Annotated in this window: 18 protein-coding genes; 1 reads left to right on the top strand and 17 read right to left on the bottom strand. The window is 39.7% G+C overall.

The genetic code is table 11. From position 1 onward, the window contains the following. Positions 1-538: 538 nt before the first annotated feature. The 10 genes from FAR12_RS13605 to FAR12_RS13650 all read right to left on the bottom strand — a co-directional run bounded on the left by FAR12_RS13605 (position 539) and on the right by FAR12_RS13650 (position 10,782). A complete protein-coding gene (locus tag FAR12_RS13605; protein WP_126409209.1) occupies positions 539-1,312 on the bottom strand; it encodes a serine hydrolase in 774 nt (257 codons plus the stop codon). Then, the gene (locus tag FAR12_RS13610) at positions 1,309-2,325 is read right to left on the bottom strand and encodes an ABC transporter ATP-binding protein (protein WP_126409210.1); all 1,017 of its coding nucleotides are present in this window, start codon (positions 2,323-2,325) and stop codon (positions 1,309-1,311) included. The genes FAR12_RS13605 and FAR12_RS13610 overlap by 4 nt, the downstream gene beginning before the upstream one ends. 17 nt (positions 2,326-2,342) lie before the next feature. Further along, positions 2,343-3,251: a C40 family peptidase gene (locus FAR12_RS13615; RefSeq protein ID WP_126409211.1), complete on the bottom strand. Its 909-nt coding sequence runs from the start codon at positions 3,249-3,251 to the stop codon at positions 2,343-2,345. After that, positions 3,244-4,344, bottom strand: coding sequence for a dipeptide epimerase (locus FAR12_RS13620; protein WP_126409212.1), 1,101 nt, complete (start codon positions 4,342-4,344; stop codon positions 3,244-3,246). Before FAR12_RS13620 ends, FAR12_RS13615 begins: the two co-directional genes overlap by 8 nt. A 17-nt stretch (positions 4,345-4,361) precedes the next feature. Next, a complete protein-coding gene (locus FAR12_RS13625) occupies positions 4,362-5,279 on the bottom strand; it encodes a S66 peptidase family protein (RefSeq protein WP_126409213.1) in 918 nt (305 codons plus the stop codon). 70 nt (positions 5,280-5,349) lie between these two features. After that, on the bottom strand, positions 5,350-6,981 hold the full coding sequence (locus FAR12_RS13630; RefSeq protein WP_126409214.1) for a peptide ABC transporter substrate-binding protein: 1,632 nt from the start codon (positions 6,979-6,981) through the stop codon (positions 5,350-5,352). Positions 6,982-7,053: 72 nt separating this feature from the next. Continuing rightward, positions 7,054-8,052, bottom strand: coding sequence for an ABC transporter ATP-binding protein (locus FAR12_RS13635; RefSeq protein ID WP_126409215.1), 999 nt, complete (start codon positions 8,050-8,052; stop codon positions 7,054-7,056). 5 nt (positions 8,053-8,057) lie between these two features. Further along, on the bottom strand, positions 8,058-9,014 hold the full coding sequence (locus tag FAR12_RS13640) for an ABC transporter permease (protein WP_126409216.1): 957 nt from the start codon (positions 9,012-9,014) through the stop codon (positions 8,058-8,060). After that, on the bottom strand, positions 9,014-9,946 hold the full coding sequence (locus FAR12_RS13645; protein ID WP_126409217.1) for an ABC transporter permease: 933 nt from the start codon (positions 9,944-9,946) through the stop codon (positions 9,014-9,016). Before FAR12_RS13645 ends, FAR12_RS13640 begins: the two co-directional genes overlap by 1 nt. 11 nt (positions 9,947-9,957) lie before the next feature. Then, positions 9,958-10,782, bottom strand: coding sequence for a M55 family metallopeptidase (locus tag FAR12_RS13650; RefSeq protein ID WP_126409218.1), 825 nt, complete (start codon positions 10,780-10,782; stop codon positions 9,958-9,960). 242 nt (positions 10,783-11,024) lie between these two features. On the opposite strand from FAR12_RS13650, the gene FAR12_RS13655 reads away from it, so the two are divergent. Next, a complete protein-coding gene (locus FAR12_RS13655) occupies positions 11,025-12,428 on the top strand; it encodes an amino acid permease (protein ID WP_126409219.1) in 1,404 nt (467 codons plus the stop codon). Between the two features lie 64 nt (positions 12,429-12,492). Here FAR12_RS13655 and FAR12_RS13660 read toward each other — a convergent pair whose 3' ends face one another. The 7 genes from FAR12_RS13660 to FAR12_RS13690 form a co-directional block, all read right to left on the bottom strand. Then, complete coding sequence (locus FAR12_RS13660; protein ID WP_170972202.1) at positions 12,493-13,491, bottom strand: TAXI family TRAP transporter solute-binding subunit; 999 nt, start codon at positions 13,489-13,491, stop codon at positions 12,493-12,495. Positions 13,492-13,623: 132 nt separating this feature from the next. Next, complete coding sequence (locus FAR12_RS13665; RefSeq protein ID WP_126409221.1) at positions 13,624-13,863, bottom strand: NifU family protein; 240 nt, start codon at positions 13,861-13,863, stop codon at positions 13,624-13,626. A gap of 230 nt (positions 13,864-14,093) precedes the next feature. Continuing rightward, positions 14,094-15,251, bottom strand: a complete 1,158-nt coding sequence (locus tag FAR12_RS13670) for an MFS transporter (RefSeq protein WP_126409222.1) — start codon at positions 15,249-15,251, stop codon at positions 14,094-14,096. A gap of 102 nt (positions 15,252-15,353) precedes the next feature. Beyond that, complete coding sequence (locus FAR12_RS13675; protein WP_126409223.1) at positions 15,354-15,797, bottom strand: MaoC family dehydratase; 444 nt, start codon at positions 15,795-15,797, stop codon at positions 15,354-15,356. A gap of 3 nt (positions 15,798-15,800) precedes the next feature. Beyond that, complete coding sequence (locus FAR12_RS13680) at positions 15,801-16,193, bottom strand: PaaI family thioesterase (RefSeq protein ID WP_126409224.1); 393 nt, start codon at positions 16,191-16,193, stop codon at positions 15,801-15,803. Positions 16,194-16,232: 39 nt separating this feature from the next. After that, on the bottom strand, positions 16,233-17,276 hold the full coding sequence (locus FAR12_RS13685; RefSeq protein ID WP_126409225.1) for an Ldh family oxidoreductase: 1,044 nt from the start codon (positions 17,274-17,276) through the stop codon (positions 16,233-16,235). Continuing rightward, positions 17,273-18,175: a DUF1932 domain-containing protein gene (locus FAR12_RS13690; RefSeq protein ID WP_126409226.1), complete on the bottom strand. Its 903-nt coding sequence runs from the start codon at positions 18,173-18,175 to the stop codon at positions 17,273-17,275. The genes FAR12_RS13685 and FAR12_RS13690 overlap by 4 nt, the downstream gene beginning before the upstream one ends. Between the last annotated feature and the right edge of the window lie 2 nt (positions 18,176-18,177).

The following is an 18,177-nucleotide window of genomic DNA, read 5'->3' on the forward strand; positions in this document are numbered from 1 at the left end:
ATCCGTATATTTCCGAATACTCAATCCGCATTTAGATTGATTGGAGCTGTTCTCATGCAGGTAAACGAGGAACAATCGATGAAACAAATTACTAGAGGAAAACCAAGAAAAAAATAGGCTATACTACCTTTCCATATGTGGTGGGAATGCCTAATTTCGAATTGACATTGAGCCTCCAGCGGGCATGAAGTAAAGCCAGGAAGCCAGGAGTTTTACAACACCTGGCTCGCCCTCCAGGCTATCATGCCCGCCTCTCAATATAAATTCGAAATAATTCTTGTTTACTATACAAATTTTTAGTTTAGTTGAAAACCCATTGTTGGCACTTTTACACAAGATTAAGGACTTGACTTTCTCCTAGAGTCATTTTGTCAATCAAACTAATTTTGTTTGACAACTTTTCCTCCTCCCAGAGCCATTCTGTCATTCAAACTACTTTTCATTGACAACTTTCCCTCCTCCCAGAGCCATTCTGTCATTCAAACCACTTTGTCTTACAACTTAAATCGATGTACGCAAAAAAACCACAGCTAACAAACTAAACTGTGGTCATTGCGTCAAATACAGCCTTGCCGATTTCCTTCATCGATAAAGTACCGCTTTTTCCGTCCGGTATTTGATCAATTAGAATCGCGACATAAGCAGTCTTACCTTCATAATTGATGATGGCACAGTCGTGCTCAACTCCTGGCAGACTACCAGACTTGCTTCCCATATACCCTTTATCCGAGTCAAGAAGCTCTAGTATTTTATGAAACTGTTGATGTTGCAAAATCTTTTTTGCCTCATGACAACTTTTCTCCGTTAAAAATCCACACTCATCAATTACTTTTAAGCAGCGAATCATATCACTAGCACAAGTTTGGTTATCCGTTCCCTGCTGCAACGCAGTAAAGTCCATCATGTTACGCTGAAGTTTTGTCTTTTTCAATCCCATTAACTCCATACTTTCATTCACTGCATCCATCCCTAATAACTCAATAAGCATATTAGTAGCTGTATTATCTGAGACTGTAATCATCAAAGTCATTAAGTCTTTAATCGTCCAGAAAGATTGTTCCAAAGCTTGGATAACCCCTGATCCACCTACACGCTGCCCCTCCCCAATCTGCAAAGAATCAGCCAAAGAAAAAAGACCTTTTTCATTCTGTCGAAGTACTTCAATCAAAATGGGAACCTTAATAAGACTAGCTGATGAATACACTCGTTCACTATCATGCTCAAAAGACCAATCACCAATTTCCACCCAAAGACTAATGCGTCCTGGACACAACTCAATCTGCTTTCTGATACTATCGACTAACCGCTTCATATTTTCGCCATCAAGTTTATTTTCGGACCCGCCGCGTCATTGTTTTCAGCCTGACTATAAAGATGACAAGCAACAAAATGATCAGAATCGATTTCCTGCCACTCTGGCCTCACCCTTGCACAAACATCCATCGCATGTGCACAGCGTGTTCTAAAGACACAGCCACTTGGCGGATCAATCGGACTAGGAATATCCCCTTCCAAAATAATACGTTCCCGCTTGTCTTCAATATCCGGATCTGGAATCGGGATTGCTGATAACAATGCTTTCGTATAAGGATGCAGAGGATTTTTGTATAATTGGCTACTTGACGTTAATTCCACAAGATGCCCCAAATACATAACCCCAATGCGATTGCTTATTTGCTTCACCATCGAAAGATCATGTGCAATAAATAGGTAGGTTAATCCCTTTTCCTCCTGCAATTTTTTTAGCAGATTGACAACCTGTGCCTGAACGGATACATCAAGGGCAGAGATAGGCTCGTCAGCAATGATAAAATCAGGATCTAACGCTAATGCTCTAGCAATCCCGATTCTTTGCCGTTGCCCCCCACTAAATTCATGAGGATAGCGATTGGCATGCTCTCGATTCAAACCAACATCCTCTAATAATTGGTACACTCGTTCCAACCGTTCTAACTTATTCGGATATAAACCATGAACCTCCATTGGTTCAGAAATAATCTCGCGAACGGTCGACCTCGGGTTTAATGAGGCATACGGGTCTTGAAAGATCATCTGCATTTTTTTCTGCATTTGGAATTTTTCATGCTTATTTAATGAATGGACATCTTTCCCGTTAAAAATAACCTCGCCCTCTGTTTGATCGTACAGTCCGATAATCGTTCTACCTGCTGTTGATTTTCCACAGCCTGATTCGCCAACAATTCCAAACGTTTCTCCTTGATAAATTTGAAACGAGACTCCATCAACAGCTTTCAGAGTAGTTTTGCGGCTAAGGGAAAAGTGTTTCTTCAAGTTTTTCACTTCTAAAAGTACCTGTTTTTCCATTTTATCTTCCTCCGAATCTACCAGTAACGGCTTGCTGCGCATAATTCTCTTTCGTAAATGGTTCCTTTTAGGTCAATGATTTCAATCGTCTTTCCCGTTTTCGGTGAATGAAGAAGTTTCCCATCCCCATAATAAATCCCCACATGATGAATGCTTCCCTTGCCTTCTTCATAGGCGAAAAAGAGGAGATCTCCTGGCTCGATCGCACTCAAGGGTATAGATTTTCCAGCTCCAGCTTGGTCCCCCGCATCCCTCGGAATGATGTAGCCATTTGCTTTACACATGCTGTAACAAAAACCTGAACAATCATATCCAAAGCTACTCGTTCCGGCCCAAAGATAAGGCAGATTTAAAAATTGCTCGCCTGCTGCTACGATCTCCTGTCCATTTCCTAGTTTCCGTTCAGCAAAAGAAGGAGCAATCTCAACATCCTCAATTTTCAAATATCCAAAACCTGTTGGTGTTTGTACCTTCACCCGCTCTTCATCTTGACCAAGAACTGGCAGAGTCGTCTGGTAGCTTAATAGAAATAGCGGAGCTCTCTCCTCGTCAAAAATCTCAGCTTTTTTACTAGTGACGACAGCAATCGGTACAGTCTTAACATTCCATTCGGCAACATTCCTTAATTGAGCATTCGGGATCCAACCAGGGTAGCCACGTTCATCCTTTTTAGATGCTTGCTCAGGTAAAAGAACCTTTGACCAGCCATCCTTTTCTTCCACAACCAATACTTCTTCACCAAATAGAACTTGAGTTTGAACAAGATTAGAATTGCAGAGGTCCAGGGATTCTTCATAGGACATACTGTCGATCCAATCCTGAATATCCACTGGGTAAGAAATCGCCTTTTGGTCAAACTCCCGAGGTGAATCGAATGAAGTCCAAACTGTAGCCACTGGAACATTAACAACCTTAGCGTTAACCATGAACAACCTCTCCCTCCACATGAATTTGACTAATTCCTAAGCCCGCACGATTTAAAAAAGTAATTTTTCTTCCATTATATTGAATGCCACCATCGACAATATCTTTCGCTAACATAAGTGGTGCATCAAAATCAAAGCGCGTAATATTTTTCTTACTAGCCGCAAAGTGAGCTGCCGCTGTAATTCCCAGGCGTGTCTCAATCATACTTCCAACCATACATTCCATTCCGCTTACCTCAGCGAGCTGATTGATAATCGTAGCTTGATAGATTCCTCCGGCCTTCATCAATTTAATGTTGATTAAATCAGCACTTCTAGATTTCACAACCTCTAACGCCTGTTTCGGCGTAAACACACTTTCATCGGCCATAATCAATGTCTCGACCGCATCAGTTACTTGTTTTAATCCCTCGAGATCATGTGCTTTAACAGGCTGTTCTACTAGTTCAATATTTAAATTTAAATCTTCCATTTTCCGAATGATGCGAATCGCCTCTTTCGGTTGCCAGCCTTGGTTCGCATCAAGCCTAATTTTAATCTCGTTACCAATACGCTTTCGGATTTCAGCAATCCTCTTCAAATCCGTAGCAATATCATCCTTCCCGACTTTCACTTTTAGCACATCAAAACCTTGCTGGACATAGCGAACAGCATCCTCTCCCATTTCTTCTGGACCATTCACACTAACAGTAAAATCTGTTTCAATTTCGTCCTTATGTCCGCCAAGAAACTGGTAAAGAGGAAGCCGACAGTTTTGCGCTAGACAATCATATAATGCCATATCAACCGCAGCTTTTGCGCTTGAATTTCCCACCAAAACTGCCGACAACTCGTGAAAAATAGCTTCATAGTTTAACAGACTTTTCCCCAATAAAGCAGGTTTCATCACTTGTTGAATGGCCGCCTCGATGCTTGCGAGGCTTTCTCCTGTAATCACATGAGTTGGTGGTGCTTCTCCCCAGCCAATAATCCCATTATCACAGGTGACTTTTACAATAATCGACTCTGCTACAACAACGGTACGTAACGCCGTCTTAAAAGGTTTAATCAACGGTACAGACACTTTATAAGTATCGATATTTGTAATGTTCATCATGATCCACCTCTTCTTTATTGGACCCCATTTTCAAATACAACTTTCTTATCAAACGTATTCAACCTAACGTTTACACCTAGCGGAACAGCAATATTTGGCGAGCAATGGCCAATGTTAAAGCCTTTCATAGTAGGCTTATTGATTTTCTTTATGTAATGATCGAAGACTTCTTCTAGTAAAAGTGTTTTTTCACGATGAGGGGTACAATTTTTAAAATCCCCGACTAACACGCCTTTAAGATTTTGTAGCTTACCTGCCATCCACATTTGATTTAGCATTCGATCAACAGACCGAGGCTCTTCATTGACATCCTCAATGAAAAGAATCTTATCCTCTGTATCGACCTCGAATTTTGTTCCTAATGTATTTGTTAATAAACTAAGATTCCCACCGACGAGAATCCCCGTCACATCACCTTCTATTAATATATGCAAAGGTGAAATTTGTTCTGAATAAGTAATTGCCGTTGGCTCAAATAGTTGTGAAAAAGTTTTCATTGTTAACTCATTAACGTCCTCTTGCCCAACATCACTTGCTAACATCGGTCCATGAAAGGTCACCAATCCAGTTTGCTGCCGAATTGCGGTATGAAGGAAGGTAATATCACTATAGCCCCAAAAGATTTTTGGATTGTTACGGATGACATCATAATTGATTGCGTCAGCAAGTCTTGCAGTTCCATAGCCACCGCAAGCACAGAAGACGGCTTTGACCTCATCATCTGCGAACATCTCATGCAAATCCGCTAATCTTTCCTCATCTTGTCCTGCTAAATAGCCATACTCTTTTTCAAGATTCTTCCCGATTTTGACGTTCAAACCTAACCCATATAGAAAAGTAATCGCCCTCTCAAGTTTCTCTAAATTAGGAGGGCTAGCAGGAGCAATAATCCCAACCATATCTCCTTGTTTTAAACGGTCTGGCAACATCATCGACAATACGCCTCCAAATCGTTAGTGGAAAAGGGATGTCCGATTGAACACCCCTTTCATATCAAAAAAATTACTCTGCTTTATCTGCCCATTTAAACTCAACGTAGCCAACTGGATGACGAACGACACCTGTTACAGCTTCATTTTGTAAGAATGTTTGATTATAGAAATGAACAGTGAAAATTGGTGCTTCGTCCATTAAAATTTTCTCTGCTTGATACAACATTTCAAATCGTTTTGCTTCATCAGACTCTTTCTTAGCATCCTGGATTAACTTGTCATACTCTGCGTTGCTCCATCCAGTCCGGTTCATCGAATGTCCTGTTTGGAAGCTTTCCAGAGAGTTAATCGGATCAGCAAAGTCATTTAAGAATGAGCTACGAGATAATTGATACTTCAATTCTGTTTGTTCCTCTGAAAACACGCTGGATTCAACACTTTGTAATTTCACATCGACACCTAATACTTCTTTAAACATAGGTTGAATTGCCTCTGCCATTACTTTATGTGTTTCAGTTGAGCTATAGGTTAAAGTAACTTCTGGAAGTGTCTCATAGCCTTCTTCTTCCATCCCTTTTTTCAGCAATTCTTTTGCTTCTTCAACATTTGTTTTTAAAAGGTCTCCACTTGTTTCACGGAAATCTTGCCCATTGGCATCAGGGAACCCTGGAGAAACAAATCCATATGCAGGCTCTTCCTTACCTTTCGTTACATAATCAACGATTTGCTGTTGATCAACAGCTAAAGCAAATGCTTTACGAATATTTTTATTTTGGAACGGTTCTTTCGTGACATTAAAACGGTAGAAATATAGTCCAGCTTGGTCAACAATTTCTACATCACCTTCTTCAAATAGCTGTTCACTTAACTCTGGTGGAATATTAGATGAATCTAACTCACCAGCTTGGTACATTTGATACTCTGTATTCGGGTCATCAACCATTGCCCAATGAATTTTATCAATCTTCACATTTTCAGCATCCCAATACTGATCGTTTTTCTCCATCACAAAGTGACTGTCGTGTTCCCATTCTGTTAAATTAAATGGACCATTTCCGACAAATGATTCTGCTTCTGCAAACCACTCTGGATTTTCTGTTGCTACCTTTTCATTAATTGGGAAAAAGGTTGGCAACGAAATAATGTTTAAGAAATAGGCTTGTGGACTTGTAAGTGTTACTTCAAACGTCTTGTCGTCAACTGCTTTTACTGCTACTGCATCGGCAGACCCTGTGCCACTGTTGTAGGCCTCTGCCCCTTCAATTAAGTACCCCAAGAATGCTGATGAAGCTGCAAGTTCTGGATCGAGGGCACGTTTCCACGCAAAGACAAAATCAGAAGCTTTCAAATCGTCTCCATTTGACCATTTCGCATTTTCGCGGATATGGAAGGTATACGTTTTTCCATCCTCAGAAACATCCCAGTCTTCTGCAATAGCAGGCTGTGGAGTGTGTGACTCGTCTAGACGTGTTAATCCCTCCATTAGGTTGTTTAACCCACTCCAAGAAACTGCGTCAAATCCAACGGGAGGATCAAATGATGTTGGTTCAATACTATTGTTCCAATAGAGAACCTTCTCACTCGCTTCTTCTGTCGCTCCATCTTCGTCCTTAGGATCTTCTCCTGCATCCTCATTTGCCGTACACGCTGCTAAAACAAAGATTAATAGAGTTGCTAAAAAGATCGATAAATACTTCCTCATTCTGTTTCCCCCTAACGTTTTGGTATGTAACTAGGTATTTATTTAACTTCTAGAGTCTATCTCTAAAAGAAGTTACCGTTTAGTAGCAAAACTAGTTTTAGCTCGGGCATCCTGAAGCCAACAGTAAACTTGATGTTCATTCCCTTTCAGCGTTTGAGTCGGATAGATTCTGTCACAAACCTCCATCGCGTACCCACACCTAGCCACAAATGGGCAGCCAGCTGGAGGTGCAAATAAATCAGGAGGTGTCCCAGCAATTGGTACAAGCTCAGCATCTTCTATATCTATACGAGGAACAGAATTTAGCAATCCTTTTGTATAAGGATGCTGAGGCTCATAAAAGATCTCTCTTTTTGTTCCTGTCTCTATAATTTTTCCCCCATACATAACCGCGACCCTGTCCGCCACTTGGGCAACTACACCTAAGTCATGGGTGATAAGAATGATAGATACGCCGGTTTTCTTTTGGATATCCCGGAATAAATCTAATATTTGCGCCTGTATGGTCACATCTAATGCGGTTGTTGGCTCATCAGCAATCATCACTTCTGGTTCACAGATTAGCGCTAAGGCAATCACAATCCTTTGTCTCATTCCACCACTAAACTGATGAGGATATTGCTTAAGTCTACTTTTCGGGCTCGGAATCCCGACTAACTCCAAAATTTCCAGCGCTTTTTTTCGAGCATTTGACCTAGCAATCTTATGATGCTGAATGATCCCCTCCATAATTTGCTCGCCAATCGTTAACGTTGGATTCAGAGCGGTCATTGGATCTTGGAAAATCATCGATATATCTGCGCCACGTATTTTCCGCAGCTCCCTATCCGGTAATTTTGCTAAATCCTTTCCTTTAAAAAGAATTTTTCCGTCGGTAATTTTTCCTGGTGGGTTAGGAATAAGGCCCATAATACTTTTCGCCGTTACACTTTTCCCACAACCTGATTCCCCGACAATCGCAATCGTTTCTCCCTTATGTAAATCAAAAGTCACTCCACGAACCGCCTTAACCTCTCCCCCATAGGTTCGAAAAGAGACATGGAGATTCTTTACTTGCAGTATTTTTTCCATAGCTGTTACCTCCTTAACTTCGGATCAAGTGCGTCTTGTAATCCATCCCCTAAAACATTAAAGGAAAACATCGTTAAGGAAATGAAGAAGGCTGGAAAGAATAATCGCCACCAATCTCCTGACAAGATTACAGGTAATGCATCATTTGCCATCGAGCCCCAGCTTGCAAAAGGTGGCTGAATACCGATCCCAAGAAAGCTTAGAAAAGCTTCCGCAAAAATGGCGGATGGTACGGTTAAAGTCATTTGGACGATAATGGGTCCCATTGTGTTCGGAAGCAAATTTTTGCGGATTATTCTTGACGTTTTCGTTCCAAATGTTTGCGATGCTAGCACAAATTCATAGTTTTTGATTTGCAAAACTTGCCCCCTAACCATTCGAGCCATTCCTACCCATCCGGTAATCGAAAGAGCAATAATGATAGAAAATAGACCCGGCTTAAGGACAACACTAATTAAAATAACAACCAACAAATAAGGAAGGCCGTAGAGAATCTCAACAAAACGCATCATATAATGATCCGTTCTTCCCCCTTTGTACCCGGCAATCCCGCCATAGGCAACACCTATGATAAAATCGATAAGGGCAGCCATTACCCCGACAAATAGAGAAATGCGAGCTCCTTCCCACGTCCGTATAAACACATCTCGACCCAGCTCATCTGTGCCGAACCAATGTTCAGAGGATGGAGGCTGATTTTGATTTTGAAGAACGGTTGTTTCGGCTGAATCTGGCGCAATGATTGGTCCAAATGCTGCCATCAAAACTAGTAATATCAAACTCACGAGCCCTATCATTGCTAGTTTATTTTTCAAGAGACGATACCATGCATCTTTCCAATAAGAGACACTCGGTCTAACAACCGCTTCCGCTTCGTCTTTGTTTGGCTTCTTTGGCACAAACCACTCGTCAAGAATATTTGGTTGAGTAAAGGATGTATCCTGCTGCTTTGGTGCCTCCATCATCGTCCCTCCTTTTTATGTAGCTTGATTCTTGGATCGAGAATCCCATATGCTACATCCACCAAGAACAATAAAAAGATTAATAGAGCACTATAAAAAATTGTCGTTCCCATGATGACTGGGTAATCACGATTATTAATACTATCTACGAAATACTTCCCCATTCCGGGAATAGCAAAGATTTTTTCAATAACGAAGGTCCCTGTCAAAATTCCAGCGGCCAATGCACCAAGAACGGTTACAACCGGTAATAGTGCATTCTTCAACGCATGTTTGAAGACGATTTTAAAAGGAGTTAACCCTTTGGCTTTCGCCGTTAGGATGTAATCCTGTGTGAGCACCTCTAGCATACTGGAACGAGTAAGTCGGGCAATAATTGCCATAGGACCAGTTGCAAGAGCTAAGGTTGGTAGCACCATATGCTTCCAACTCTTCCATGTTGCGACGGGCAAGAGCTCCCAATTCACTGCCACCTGCTGGATTAGCATGGTAGCTAGTACAAAGTTTGGCACTGATATCCCTAATACAGCGATGGTCATCGCGAGGTAATCAATGACCCCATTGTGCTTAAGCGCCGCAACAATACCTAGTAAAATTCCTGATATAATTGCGACCACCAGCGTGACCATTCCTAATTCAAAGGAAACAGGAAAACCCCTTCCTAGTAGGTCATTTACCGTTTGTGAAGATTTCTTAATTGAAGGGCCAAAATCAAATTGAACGATGGATTTAAGATATTCTATGTACTGGACGGAAACTGGCTGGTCGAGGTTGAAGTGGGCAATTAAGTTTTTCTGAACAGCCTCGCTCGTATTCCTTTCATCATTAAAGGGTGAACCAGGAAGAGCATGCATGAGAAAGAAGGTTAACGTGATAATGAGCCATAATGTCACAATCATGGCGAAGAATCGTTTAATCAAATATGTAGCCATTTACTCACTCCCTAACAAAAATCGGTATGCATCGCTAATTCAGTCATAACTAACATGGCTTGATAGGCTTCGAGAATATTCTTGGCTTGGAATCGAACAGTTGTTGTACCTGGTTCAATCTCTGTTCCAGGCATGAGGTTAGCCCATTCAGCCTGTCCGTAATTGGCGAATTCAATTCTTAGTACTGGATTTTCTGGTGGAATGAGTGGTTTCACGAGATGTCTATTCTTAAGTGCAATCGCCGTTTTTTCTTGTAAAAGCTGTCCGGCTTTTGTAGGGGTAAGAGATTTAATGGCAGAGCGTGTAATCGTTTCTTTGACAATTGCCGTTGTCACATTCGGAATGAGTTCCTCTGCTTCTTTTGCTGCTTGATCATCACCAGCTACCATGATAACGGGAACACCATAATATCCAGCTACATAAGCATTGAACCCTAATTCTCCAACAACAACGTCGTTTATGTAGAAATGGCGGACTCCAAAGATCATCGAATGACTCATAACACCCTTCATTGAAGCACGTGCATGGTATCCAACAAAAATAGCTCCTGAAAAGCTTTCATCAAGGCCTTCTACCATAGAAAAAGGTTTTACTCCTCCATTTATAAGCTGAGTTTCAGGATGGAGCTTTTCAATTAATAAATTATTCATTTTCGAATGACTATCGTTCACAATTACTTCTTTACAGCCTTGTTCAAAAGCTGTATTGATCACGTAATTTGCTTCATCTGTCATGATTTGACGAGAGCGTTCATAATTGTGCTGCCGAGAATCAACATGGGTATAATCTACTAAACCTGTGATTCCTTCCATGTCTACTGACATATAGAGTTTCATTCGCGTGCCCTCCTTTTGCATGATAAATTTTCGTAATATTTCTAATTATTATAAAATACTAATTTATCTTTATCAATGAAAATTATTAGAGCATCGAAAGTATTTTTGTTAAGCTCATCTACTTATTGGATATATTAAATAAGTAGAAAAAGGATTAGCTATTGACGATTTTTGTCGAAATGGTTATTATGAATTTCTGTGCATAAAAAATCATTTACACATTGAAGGGAGAATAACCTTTTATGGCTGAAAATAAATTAGGCTTCTGGGTTTTAACAGCTTTAGTCGTTGGGAACATGGTTGGTTCTGGTATATTTATGCTCCCACGAGTATTAGCAGAAGCAGCAAGCCCAGCAGGAGTATTATTAGGTTGGGGATTGACTGGATTTGGAGTTCTTATGGTTGCCCTCGTGTTTGGAAACCTCGCTATTAGAAAACCTGAATTAAATGGTGGACCGCAAATTTATGCGAAAGAATTGTTTAAAAAAGATTCAAATGTTTCCATTCTTTCAGGCTTTATGTCTTCTTGGGGCTACTGGATTGGAAATTTCGCAGGGAATGTGGCCATCATCACCACTTTTACTAGCTACTTATCTACTTTCTTTCCGATTATTAATAGTGATGCGACAGTCACTCAAATTGGCGACTTTACGCTTCAATTAGGGAATCTTGTCACTTTTATTATTTGTTCAGTTCTATTATGGGGCATGCATTTCATCATTTTAAAAGGAATTGAAGGAGCAGGAACCCTTAACTTTATCGCTACATTTGCGAAGGTTATCGGTTTTTTCATCTTTATCGTCATTGCATTATTTGCTTTTCAAAAAAGCTATTTGTTACCATTTGACGCACCAAGATATGATGACGCTGGAAATACGGTTGGGTTACTAGGTCAAATTAACAATGCTGCCGTTTCTACCCTGTGGGCATTCCTTGGAATAGAATCAGCAATCGTTTTTGCCGGAAGAGCCAAAAGAAAAGAGGATGTTAAGAAAGCTACGATTCTTGGACTCTTCATCGCTTTAGCCATTTATATTGGGATTAGTGTTCTTGTGATGGGGATTCTCCCTCAAGAGCAATTGATTCAATCTGAGAAACCTTTAGTTGATGCAATCGAGACGATTTTAGGGCCTGTCGGAGCGTATTTAATCGCTGGACTTGGACTAATTAGCTTATTAGGTTCCACATTAGGTTGGATTTTGTTAAGTGCAGAGGTTCCTTATCAAGCAGCAAAGCAAGGCTTATTTATACCCGCCTTTTTAAAGGAAAACAATAAGGGAATGCCTGTCTTCTCCCTTATTCTTTCTAACGGATTAGCGCAAGTGTTTCTTTTTTCAACGATTTCAAGTTCGATTGCCAGTGCATTTGACTTCGTCATATACATTGCAACATTAGCTTATCTTGTTCCGTATTTAATTTCTTCATTGTATCAATTGAAGCTAGTTACTACAGGAGAAACCTACTTAAGTGGCTCTAATAGAGTGCCTGATGGAATCATTGCTGTACTTGCAACGATTTACTCACTTTGGGTGATTTTCACTGGTACATCTGATTTGAAAACATTCCTATTGGGCGTTGCTTTACTCGCAAGCGGGATATTTTTCTATCCAATGGTAAAAAGAGTTCAGAATCAAGAAAAAGCTTAATGAATAACCAGCAAGCCAGCAGAAAGAAAACATTCTTCCTGCTGGCTTGTTTCATCTAAATTTCTTATTCAATCAGACCTTTTTCTTTATAAAAGCGTTCTGCTCCTGGATGGAGTGGCACCGTTGTATTTGGAGCTATTTCCAAAGTAGAATCCTTCATACTTGCATGGGAAGCTACAAATTCTTTATATTTTGTCTCATATAGCATTTTGGTGACTTCGTACACAAAATCCTCATCTAAGTCCGGGTCAACCGCAATCTCATTTGGGGCACTAATGACTGTTACATCTTTATCAATTCCATTATAAGTTCCACGCGGAATAACTGTCTCAGTAAAGTATGGATATTGCTCCATAATCTGCTTGGTCATTTCAGGTTCGAAACCGATTAATTCAATTTCATGGGATGTGGCAAGTTCCTGTACATTTCCTGATGGTAAACCAACGGAAATGATAACAGCATCTATATTCCCGTCAATTAGTGCCTCTGAACCTTCTGCAAAATCAAGATATTCCGCCTTCATATTTTCATCAAAAATCAGTCCATAGGATTCAAGAATTAGCTTTGCCTTTCCAGATGTTCCGGAACCTGGAGCACCAACAGCTACTTTTTTTCCTTCTAAATCAGCAATAGAAGTAATGCCACTTTCTTTTAAAACAACGACATGGAATGGATTGGAATAAATTTGTGCGAGTCCTGCTAACTTTATTGGTTTCTCTTTAAACGCTTCATGCCCATTATACGCATTATATAACGTATCAGCACCAAAGAATCCAATTTGGGCTTGTTCAGAATCGATCAAGCGTGCATTTTCTTGTGATCCCCCACTTGCTTCTGCAGTAAAGTTGTAGCCCTCCATTTCACTTAGAATGGATGCCATGACTCCTCCAACTGGATAATAGGCACCAGTAGTTGTCGCAGTTACGATTTTATACTGTTTTGTACCGCCTGATCCCGCACTAGATCCAGAGGATGACTGACCTGAACATGCTGCAAGAATTCCAATAACTAAAAATGCTATACAAATAGAATATATTTTTTTAAAGAGTCTCTTCTTTTTCACGTTTTTCCCTTCTTTCTCATAAGTATTTATCATAAAATATATTCTCAAATATAATTTGACAACGCTTTCATTATGTTGTAAAAACAATCCTTCTAAATCATTTGAAACATTTAGTTTTACTATCAATTCTATTTAAAATTCAGGATAAACTAGATTGAGCTGTTCAAAAGGAATACCACTTTTCTTAAGTTGACTTTCAATGATATTACTCATAATAGGTTTAGCAACAATACAATCAAGGCAAGTTTCATCAGCAACTACTAATTCCATGGTAATATTCTGTGTATCTGCATTGTTGACTTGAAGATCTGCACCATCAGCCTGAAGTGTTTTTCTAAACGGCTCTAATACCTCCAATATTTGTTCCTTCATTTTACCCCTCCTAAAATTTTAGTTCATTTACTATTCAAGCAAGTTTAATGCCAATATTTAAAATTTTTAAAAAATATTTTAAAACCTAATAAATAAGCCATTTTTCTTAATGAATCTCTTAACTCACTTTTAGAACGTTTATTTTCTATACATACCTCTGTTCATCTTGTTATTTATTTGAACATTAATTAAGACAAAAAAATAGCAAGGGTTTATTTCCTCACCAATTTTCAAGATATATTTTTTTCATCTAACCCTTCCGTGGCCTCTCCATTTATTTTTGTAAAAAACATCCCCATAAATATAACCGAGCCAATAATATAGAATATGGTTCCTACTCCAGCTATCATTCCGACACCTCCAAATGCAAAAGGTGCAGTAAATTGGGAAACACGATTAATCGTTAATCGCAATCCGAGTACTTCTCCATGCCTTTCGGTTTTACTAACATTTAATGCGAAGACAAGACTTAATGGCTGCCCTAATCCAAGACCAAGTCCCAATAATGCGCTGATCAGAAATAGGATATAAATTTTTGAAAATAAGGGTATAAGCAAAAAGCAAATGGCACTTAACAATAAAGTTCCTGTGAGTACTCTTCCTCGTCCAAAACGATTCACTAATGGAAATTGTAAAATCCGAACAACCATCGCTGAAACAGCCGTGACAGAAATAATCAAACCAATCGTACTGGGTCTAAGTCCAATGTCTGTACCGTAAATAGGAAAGTAGGCAACGAAGAGGTCCTTCGAACTCAATACTAAACCAGAAATAATCATGGCTTTACGTAAATTCATATTTGCTAGTAGAGCGAAGGTGCTGCCATGACTAGTTGTTGAATTTTCTATTTTTCTCCAGGAGGTTTTAGGCAATACAAGTACCATCAAAATAACGAAAAGTAATAGAATAATACTCATCCCAAACGTTTCCTTAATTCCTAAGTGTTCATAAATAAAACTCATTTGGACAGGCCCAATAAACTCTCCCATTGCGCCTATCAAACTAAATAGAGCGATTAACTTGTCACGATTTCCTGGTAGGTTACCAATGGTTTTTTGCATGGAAATCAAACAGCATATGACGGAACATCCAATGACCAATTGAGTAAAAACGAGTGCATAATAATTGGGAACATAAATTGGGACAATCACAGCGATTAACATTCCAATTGCCCCATACAAGGTAAGCTTTTTCGCCCCGATCCGATCGAGAACTTTTCCAATCTTAATGGCTAATAACATCGGTAAAAATGCATATGCGGATACCAATATTCCAATTTCGACTGCGGATGCTCCTAGGGAATCTGCATACAAAGATACAATTGGTTTTGTTCCTTGTAAAACGATTGACACGAACAGTTGAATTCCTAGAAACATGAGCAATTGCAATGTTCAAGCCTCCCTTAACAAAGAATAAAGGAGCTGAAATCTCAGTCTCCCTTTGTTGCTTGGTTATCAAATAATAGGAAGGGTAAAGGCATGTAGATAGTCTTACCCATTTCGCCTTCTAATTAGATTTATAAACTTCCCTTCCTGTACGATATCTCCGTTGCTATTTCTAACTAGAATGGAACGTACCAATATCCCTTTATCCTTTTTTGATGTTTCAATTTTGTCCTCTACAGATGCAACAAATTCAATACTATCTCCAATGAAAACTGGTTTTCTAAATTTCCATTGTATTTCTAATACTCCAAGCGAAGTTCCTTTGAAGAGACCTAATCCATAATGTAGCCCCGTCACTTTTGATAGAACGAGCATGCCATGAGCAATTCTTCTTCCATAAGGAGTCTTTTTTGCAAACTCTTCATCAAGATGTAAAGGATTCATATCTTCAGAAAGAGAAGCAAATTGCATAACATCCTCTTCTTGGACAACTCTACTATCGCTTTTATACGTTTCTCCAATTTGGAAATCATCCCAGTACTTTGCCATCTGTCATCCCTTTTCCTTTATGTTAAAAGTGGCAGTACCCATTGCAATTAACTTCCCCTCTTCATCCCAAACCTTCGTTTCTCCTACCGCAATGGATCTACCCCGTTGTACGATTTGCGCTTTTCCCACTAGCTTTGCACTGATAGCAGGTCGAAGATAATTCGTTTTTAACTCAATCGTTGCGGATATTTCATTCTCTTTCAATAAGGAACGAATCGCACAACCGATGGAGGCATCCACAAGTGTTGCGATTACTCCACCATGGACATGCCCTCTTCGTTGTAATAGATCTGGAAAAACACTGATTTCCACTTCTCCATATCCATCCTTTGATACCATTTCCTTCATATTAATATAATTCCAGAAAGGACTTTGTTGTAACGTAGACTCAGCCATGTTTTCCCCTCCCATTTTGAACAAATTATTCATCTTCCTTTAAATAGCATGGATATTTAATTCAGATGAAATTTTGTTCAGTTCATCAAGCAAAGAAGCCGTTAACGGAATTCCCTCTATTCTTCTTTTTTCCTCGATATCACGTTCAATTTCACCTGGCAAATAGATTCGATCAATCCCCTCCATACGTCTCACCCTACGGATTTCAGTAATATAACGATCGATCTTATCTTTAAAGGTATCCAGCGTTTGGAATAAATCTGGTCTCATAACGACGAAAAAGTGACCTACACCTTGTATTTTTTGTTCAAACATAGAAGAGATATAGGGACCATAATTAGCACCTGTAAAGACCCCCGATAATATATCGTTTAATAAAACAAGACCATATCCTTTTGGACCCGCCATCGGAAGAACTAGTCCATCCAACGCTTCCGTAGGGTCGGTCGTTCGTTTACCGTCCTTGGTAATCGCCCAATCTTCAGGGATCTGCACTTGTTTTTTTTCCGCTAATCTGATTTTCCCTTTGGCAACAACACTTGTAGCCATATCCAAGATTATGTCCTGTTCTTGACCTGCTGGTACTCCATAACAAAAAGGATTTGTTCCAAAAAATTTCCCCATTCCTCCCCAAGGAGCCATGGAAGGGGATGCATTGGAGGTTAAAAAGGCAATCATATTATGCTTCACAGCGTATAACGCATAAGCCCCGAGCATCCCACAATGATTAGAATTCTTCGTTCCAATCATGGCAATACCAGAAGTCTTCGCCTTTTTAACAGCAAGTTCAATCGCTGTTTGCGCCACCAATATTCCGGGTAAATTATCTCCATCAATGAGAGTTGAAGAAGGAGTCTCATGAGTAATCTTCACCTGACCATGAATATCTACAAGACCTTCTTTTATTCGTTTAACATATATCGGAACCCTACTTAAACCATGAGAATCGACACCTCTTAAACTCGCTAATACAAGGTGATCAGCAATAACATTTGCATCCTTCTGATTCAGCCCAATGTTCGTAAAAATACTCTGAACCAATGATTTTAATTTCTCATGCGAAAAATATTTATCCTTACTCATCGATTCTCCTCCTCCGTAAAAACGTTTTTGTAAAAGGAGTATAGCTCATCTTGATTACTCGGTAATAGGAAAGAATCCTGTGCGTCCTTGGCAGTAGAAATCATCTGTAATAGATCGTTCGTCGCTTTTGTCATAACAGGGACCATTCCTGACTCAGAGACATAAGAAAGGGCAGATTCCATTTCACCGATTCTTCTACCGGAATGCTTTGCAGTACCTGTTAAGAACCGTTCCATTAACGTATCAAAGGGAGTCGTATCCATTGTCTGTCGAATCGATCCCATGATTTTTTCATAACCATCTCCAGACTGTTTAGCGGCAACAAAGGTTTCTATTAAAAGAGTAGCAAGTCCTTTCATGAACATGCTTCGAATCATTTTAATACTAGAAGCCGTTCCAGGGCTTCCCTCAATCACTTCAATATTCATTTCAAGAGGCTTGAGTATTTCGGCGAGCCTATCAGCCCCTGCCCCTGATGCAATGATCGGGACACGATGTTTCGTCAGTGGCAAAGGGGCCATTAATACTCCGTCAATAAACACTAAACCTTGCTTATCAAACACTTCCGCTATTTCTCTCTTAACAAGTGGACTTGTGCTATTTAGATCAACATATAGATGTTCCTTTGTTAAGAAGGGCATTATACCAAAAGCTGTATCTCTGGCAACTGACGTTCTTGTAACGTTAAAGATTATATTGCACTCTTTTGTTAACTCATTCTGTGTTCCAACCAGCCTAACCCCTAGCTCCTTTGCCTGCTCTTGTAATTTCGTGGAAACATGAAGTCCTCTGTAATGATAAGCAAATAGATCTCCAAACCCAACCTCCATTAAACCAGCAGAAATTGATTGTGCCACTTCTCCAAATCCGATGAAGCCTAGTCTTATCTCACTCTTCATCC

The sequence above is a fragment of the Bacillus yapensis genome (genome assembly GCF_005280205.1).
In the GTDB taxonomy this organism is placed as follows: domain Bacteria; phylum Bacillota; class Bacilli; order Bacillales; family Cytobacillaceae; genus Robertmurraya; species Robertmurraya yapensis.

Bases quoted from the DNA above. Each gene is read 5' to 3' on its own strand.
- FAR12_RS13605 (WP_126409209.1), bottom strand. From the start codon at position 1,312: ATGAAGCGGTTAGTCGATAGTATCAGAAAGCAGATTGAGTTGTGTCCA.
- FAR12_RS13610 (WP_126409210.1), bottom strand. From the start codon at position 2,325: ATGGAAAAACAGGTACTTTTAGAAGTGAAAAACTTGAAGAAACACTTT.
- FAR12_RS13615 (WP_126409211.1), bottom strand. From the start codon at position 3,251: ATGGTTAACGCTAAGGTTGTTAATGTTCCAGTGGCTACAGTTTGGACT.
- FAR12_RS13620 (WP_126409212.1), bottom strand. From the start codon at position 4,344: ATGAACATTACAAATATCGATACTTATAAAGTGTCTGTACCGTTGATT.
- FAR12_RS13625 (WP_126409213.1), bottom strand. From the start codon at position 5,279: ATGATGTTGCCAGACCGTTTAAAACAAGGAGATATGGTTGGGATTATT.
- FAR12_RS13630 (WP_126409214.1), bottom strand. From the start codon at position 6,981: ATGAGGAAGTATTTATCGATCTTTTTAGCAACTCTATTAATCTTTGTT.
- FAR12_RS13635 (WP_126409215.1), bottom strand. From the start codon at position 8,052: ATGGAAAAAATACTGCAAGTAAAGAATCTCCATGTCTCTTTTCGAACC.
- FAR12_RS13640 (WP_126409216.1), bottom strand. From the start codon at position 9,014: ATGGAGGCACCAAAGCAGCAGGATACATCCTTTACTCAACCAAATATT.
- FAR12_RS13645 (WP_126409217.1), bottom strand. From the start codon at position 9,946: ATGGCTACATATTTGATTAAACGATTCTTCGCCATGATTGTGACATTA.
- FAR12_RS13650 (WP_126409218.1), bottom strand. From the start codon at position 10,782: ATGAAACTCTATATGTCAGTAGACATGGAAGGAATCACAGGTTTAGTA.
- FAR12_RS13655 (WP_126409219.1), top strand. From the start codon at position 11,025: ATGGCTGAAAATAAATTAGGCTTCTGGGTTTTAACAGCTTTAGTCGTT.
- FAR12_RS13665 (WP_126409221.1), bottom strand. From the start codon at position 13,863: ATGAAGGAACAAATATTGGAGGTATTAGAGCCGTTTAGAAAAACACTT.
- FAR12_RS13675 (WP_126409223.1), bottom strand. From the start codon at position 15,797: ATGGCAAAGTACTGGGATGATTTCCAAATTGGAGAAACGTATAAAAGC.
- FAR12_RS13680 (WP_126409224.1), bottom strand. From the start codon at position 16,193: ATGGCTGAGTCTACGTTACAACAAAGTCCTTTCTGGAATTATATTAAT.
- FAR12_RS13685 (WP_126409225.1), bottom strand. From the start codon at position 17,276: ATGAGTAAGGATAAATATTTTTCGCATGAGAAATTAAAATCATTGGTT.
- FAR12_RS13690 (WP_126409226.1), bottom strand. From the start codon at position 18,175: ATGAAGAGTGAGATAAGACTAGGCTTCATCGGATTTGGAGAAGTGGCA.